This window comes from Vibrio sp. 1078-1 (assembly GCF_033340475.1).
In genome coordinates, this window is record NZ_JAWOWM010000681.1 from 1 (window position 1) to 570 (window position 570).

Below are 570 nucleotides of genomic sequence, written 5' to 3' on the forward strand. Positions count from 1 at the left end.
CCTGCGCCAGTACCGCGGTGTACACTGACTAAGATAGAGTCTTGGCAATCTTGGCTAGCACCAAAATAATGCTCCGCAAGTGCCATACCACGGACGTCGTTACCGACAAAACAAGCCGTATTGAACTTCTCTCGGATAATTTCACCAAGCGCAAGGTTATCAATATCCGTATTTGGCATGTACTCAACGACGCCTGTCGTAGGGTTAACTAGGCCTGGTAACGTAATACCGATAGCAATCAACTGGTCAATTTTATCTTGGCAACGACTTACGAAGTTTTTTAATAAATCAATAAGACCTGCAATCAAATCGGCTTGGTTGGTGTAGTGAAGTTCGTGTTGATCTTCTGCCCGTGCAGTGCCGCCTAAGTCATAGCGACAGAATTGACCGCAGTCTCGACCCAAACGAACGGCGATAGAGTGAAAAGGCTTCACTTCAGTGGTCAATGAGATTGCTCGACGACCACCTGTTGAAGCTTGTTGGGCGACCTCTTTAATGAGGCCGCGTTCCAATAGTTGACGGGTGATTTTGGTAACACTCGCTGGAGCGAGCTGGCTAACATCCGCGACT

1 protein-coding gene is annotated in these 570 nt (G+C 47.9%); it reads right to left on the reverse strand.

All coding sequences use genetic code 11. From position 1 onward, the window contains the following. Positions 1 to 570, reverse strand: a 570-nt coding sequence (locus tag R7190_RS29485) for an ROK family protein (protein ID WP_318138152.1), incomplete at both ends; no start/stop codon positions are given.